Origin of the sequence: Bacillus pfraonensis, from assembly GCF_050768835.1 — a bacterium.
Lineage (GTDB): Bacteria > Bacillota > Bacilli > Bacillales > Bacillaceae_G > Bacillus_A > Bacillus_A pfraonensis.
In genome coordinates, this window is sequence record NZ_JAHCDO010000081.1 from 1 (window position 1) to 4,636 (window position 4,636).

General features: G+C 33.7%; 3 protein-coding genes and 3 rRNA genes. 5 read left to right on the plus strand and 1 reads right to left on the minus strand.

The features are described from left to right. Both KFD70_RS28925 and rrf read left to right on the plus strand, forming a co-directional pair. Positions 1-199: ribosomal RNA gene (locus tag KFD70_RS28925) — 23S ribosomal RNA — on the plus strand; the annotation flags it as partial. Positions 200-254: 55 nt separating this feature from the next. Further along, positions 255-370: ribosomal RNA gene (rrf, locus tag KFD70_RS28930) — 5S ribosomal RNA — on the plus strand. A gap of 59 nt (positions 371-429) precedes the next feature. Here rrf and KFD70_RS28935 read toward each other — a convergent pair. Beyond that, the gene (locus tag KFD70_RS28935) at positions 430-1,002 is read right to left on the minus strand and encodes a tyrosine-type recombinase/integrase (protein WP_336454632.1); all 573 of its coding nucleotides are present in this window, start codon (positions 1,000-1,002) and stop codon (positions 430-432) included. 611 nt (positions 1,003-1,613) lie between these two features. Here KFD70_RS28935 and KFD70_RS28940 point away from each other — a divergent pair. The 3 genes from KFD70_RS28940 to KFD70_RS28950 form a co-directional block, all read left to right on the plus strand. Next, complete coding sequence (locus tag KFD70_RS28940) at positions 1,614-2,204, plus strand: helix-turn-helix domain-containing protein (RefSeq protein ID WP_098689690.1); 591 nt, start codon at positions 1,614-1,616, stop codon at positions 2,202-2,204. Between the two features lie 1,239 nt (positions 2,205-3,443). Beyond that, positions 3,444-4,010, plus strand: coding sequence for a hypothetical protein (locus KFD70_RS28945; RefSeq protein WP_336454631.1), 567 nt, complete (start codon positions 3,444-3,446; stop codon positions 4,008-4,010). Between the two features lie 481 nt (positions 4,011-4,491). After that, positions 4,492-4,636: ribosomal RNA gene (locus KFD70_RS28950) — 16S ribosomal RNA — on the plus strand; the annotation flags it as partial.

The following is a 4,636-nucleotide window of genomic DNA, read 5'->3' on the forward strand; positions in this document are numbered from 1 at the left end:
TGCCAAGGGCATAGCTGGGTAGCTATGTGCGGAAGGGATAAGTGCTGAAAGCATCTAAGCATGAAGCCCCCCTCAAGATGAGATTTCCCATAACGTAAGTTAGTAAGATCCCTGAAAGATGATCAGGTTGATAGGTTCGAGGTGGAAGCGTGGTGACACGTGGAGCTGACGAATACTAATAGATCGAGGACTTAACCAATAAGTAATTTATATTACACACTGATATCTAGTTTTGAAGGAATATTCTTCATATATCTAGTGATGATGGCGAAGAGGTCACACCCGTTCCCATACCGAACACGGAAGTTAAGCTCTTCAGCGCCGATGGTAGTTGGGACCTTGTCCCTGTGAGACTAGGACATCGCTAGGTTAAATAAAAACCCCTTTTGCATGAGGCAAAAGGGGTTTTTTGTGGTGTATTATTGTGGTTTAAATATGAAATGTATCGAGTATACTGTCTTTTTCTTCTTTATTAATTCCAATGTAAGTTAATGTAATTTGTGGTGTGCTGTGATTGAGTATGTCTTGCAACATAGCCACATCTTTTGTTTGTTTATAGAACCAATAACCGAAGGTTTTGCGCATAGTGTGAGTTCCAATGGATTCTACACTGGCGAAATCTCCGGCTTTTTGCAATTGTCGATAAGCCTGGATTTTACTAATGGATTGATCTCCTTTTCGAGAAGGGAATAACCAAATGCTTTCTAAGTTTTGAACATAAGAATAGACCTCATCAAAAATAGAAGTAAGATTAATCATGCGTTCTTTCTTTGTTTTTCCCTCTTTGATTTTGAATTCTTTTCTCTTTTTTCGCTTTAGTTTTAATATGGTTTGCGTTTCGATTTGGAGTAGATCGCTGATACGTAGACCTGTATTGATTCCAATTATGAATAAAATGTAGTCCCGTTCTGAGCAATGACGTTTGAGAGCCCATTTCATATCTTCGATTTGTTCTTTTGTTCGAATGGGTTGGACATCAATGAGATGTGGTTTTTTGTTCATGGATTTTAGACCTCTTTATGTATAGTGTTTTGAATGTATACTTTTGTTGTGTATTTTGAGGATATCAGGGTATTTGGTGTAAAGTCAATATTTTCGGGGGAATGAATGTAAACTAATATGCAAAAGTTTACTTTCATAAAGATAGAAAATCGAGCAAAGCGACAACCGTTTTAGGACGAAGAAATGAAATTTCGAGGACAAAAAAATGGTAAAGGTACTAGGAAATTTCCTAGCAAGACAAAAACGTAGTTTTTGGGGTTTGGCATGCCAAACCCATAGCTTGCCCCTTTCCTTTTCACTTTAGAATTTTATGTTTTAATTGTTACTTTGCTCTTGGTTACAAGAACGCTGGTACTGGGATATGAAAGATGGTTGATGTTAAGTCATCTTTCATTTAAAAGTTTATTTATTGATAACAAGAAAAAAGAGTCCTTGTTATCTAGGACTCTTTTTCTATTAGTTATAACAAAAAAAGCCACTCATGATATAATTGAGTTGCGAGGCTACAACTATACATAAGAGGCTTTTTTGTTTTTATAAAATTCTAATTACATAATAACATGAAAAAAGTCTCTGTACTAGTTGTAAATACTAGGAGAGAGGAAAAAATTATGACAAATTGTATTGATTTAGAACAGGTTGAAAAAAATGCAAGACTGAGGGATATCGAGAATTCGAAGATTTTGTCAGAAGAAGAAATGCAATTAGCAAATGAACTTCAATTAAAGGCTAATTCAAGAGGAATGAAATTAGTTCCTGAACGGAAAGTGAAGAATAAAGCGAAGTTTGTTCAAATCATTCAGGATAATTGGAGTTATTTACAGAGTATATCTTATTTAAAAAATGAAGAAATTGTATTTTTGATGAGTTTAATTCCTTTTATAGGTTTTGGATCTAATGCAATTGTAGACAACCCTAAAAAGAAACAACCATTACCGCTTACACAAAGAGAATTAGCAAAGTCTTTAGAAACAAGCGAAACTAAGGTAAGTAGGGTTGTAAAAGCACTATATACAAAAGGTATTATTGCTCGTTCTGAAAGTGTTGTAGAAAATAGTAATGTAAAGTCTTATGCATTATTTATCAATCCTCATATTTTATATGCTGGAGATCGAGATAATATTGAAGAAGGATTAAAGATACAATTTATAAAAATTATGAGAGCTAAACCATTAAAAGATTTACCGATTAAATTTTTTTAAAAGACATCAATCAGATGTCTTTTTTTTATATTTTTATACTTATCAAATTTGATAAGTAAACTTATCAAATTTGATAAGTATAAAAAGTGTGATAAACCCTTGGTATTATTGGTTTTTTAACACTTTTGTATGCTTGTCCCTTCTCACTCTCTATATAGAGAGCTAAAAGTTCCGCAAGGAACGGGTAGTATTTTCCTCCGCTTTGCTTCAGAAAATCTCCACCCTTTTCGCTTTGCTGCATCCTTGCAAAACTTTTTTCGGCTCGAGTTTTGGCGGCACCAAGCCGATACATCCAAAAGCAACTATCCATGATTATCGGCTTGAATTTGCTATTATACGAGCCGAACCGCTAGTGCTTTCGAACAATAATTTCACTTACCATATGGATAGATACGTAATACGTGGGGGTTCGTCCCCACACGACGAACCAGCCTCAACCCCAAAAGCAAACGAAAACCTTTGTTTAAAATCGTTTATTTTGCTTTTTAAGCGTTCTTTTTTGTTTTTACAACAAAATATACCATTTTAGATTTTTATCCTTTAAAACGAATTTTAAAGCGTCTGAATAGCATCTTGTATTTTGTTGTTTTCTGTTTCTAAATTATAATTTTGTGTTTACTTAATTTAAATGGATTTCTTTTAGTATTTTAAAGTAATGTTTGATTGCAATTTATTAAGAATGTCATGTCCTTAGTGAGTACTCATCTGGAGACATTAAGGGGACTTTGTGTACTCACTGAGTCTACATCTAAGGACATAATGGGGACAATTGGAAGATTTTGTGTCGTCAGTGAGTGCACATCCTGGAAATTTTCGTGTACCCACGTTTAAGCTAGGCTCTGCCTAGCCCCAACCTTTAGTTGAGACCAAAAACCCCTTATGCTCTTCTCTCTTTTTTGATTCGGAATTTCCAATTTTTTAAAATAACTTATGTTTTATTCAAAAATTATTATGTTAAAAAACAAAACGTTAATTTGTTTATATATGTTTTGTTGTTCGTTAATGTAGATAAAGAAGTTCATTCATAAAATATCATTCTTTATGAATTTAGGGAGGCTTTAGGGATCCCTAAATTAAAATAAAACCGTTGTTATTGTTTAGTTATTAGTTTAGATAGTTTTAGTAAGTGTTCATCTGAACAAAGGATTTATCTAAACAGCATCTAAATAATTGATGTAATAATGATTATGAGCATTGTTCAGGTAGTGTTTGTTTGTTTTGATGGGAGTGATTTAAACAATGACTAAAGAAAAAAGTGAATCGACGTGGTTTTCAGCTGAGGATATGGCAAAACAAATTGGTGTGTCTTCAATGACCATTAAACGGAATTGTAATATTTATGAAGAGTTCATTTTGTTCAAACAGGAGGAGAAAAATAAGTACTATATTTCCTCTGAATGTGTCGATGTTTTAAAATTTATTAATAGACTTCGAAATAAAAAGAATATTCCTCATAAAGAGATTTTAGAAGTATTAAACAAAGAAGGGTTTAAAAAATATATTGCTGTTGATATGGAGATTGTTCAAGAAAACAAATTTAAACAAACGCTTGATCAAACTATGTTTACAGCAAATGAAGTGAGAAAAATAGTTGCGGAAGAATTAGAAAAAGCAATGAAGGAACAAGAAGATAAGAAAGATCAACAACTTATGTATTTGATGAAAGAGATTCAAGATTTAAAAAGAATGATGATAGAAGAAAGACAAGTTAGATTAGAAATAAGTTCATCTGAACAGCAAGTAAATAATGAGGAAATAGGGGAAATGAAAAAGGGATCCTGGTGGCGCCGCATGTGGAATCGCTGAATCCTGGCGTTTATGCCGCGAAAGTTCCTTGACCATGAGGGGCACCCTCATGCAAACTCGCCAGAGGTGGTCCCACAAGGGCGAATTTTGCCCGTTGGGGTTGCCTTTGGGAGTTTGAGGGTGTAGAGGCTCGTGGTCAAGGAAACCGTGGAATAAAAAGCTAGGATGGATGTCAAGTAAAGCAAAAATTAAAAGGTAGTTATTTTTATGGTTTGTATAATTATAATTCACATGTATTTTTATAAATGGTTAATTTTAACTTTAATAAAAGTGTTGTAAAGATGAATAAGTCATGGTATATTATTTATCCGTCGCTAATGACGGAATAGATTTTTATAGAATAAATACAAATTTATTTCGAATATCTATTGACATTAAAGGTTGTAAAATGGTAAGATTAAATCTTTCCACGAAAAGTTCTTTGAAAACTAAACAAAATGTAAAACGTCAATTTTTATTTTTGAAGCTAGACAAACTAACTTTATTGGAGAGTTTGATCCTGGCTCAGGATGAACGCTGGCGGCGTGCCTAATACATGCAAGTCGAGCGAACCGATTAAGAGCTTGCTCTTATGAAGTTAGCGGCGGACGGGTGAGTAACACGTGGGTAACCTGCCCATAAGACTG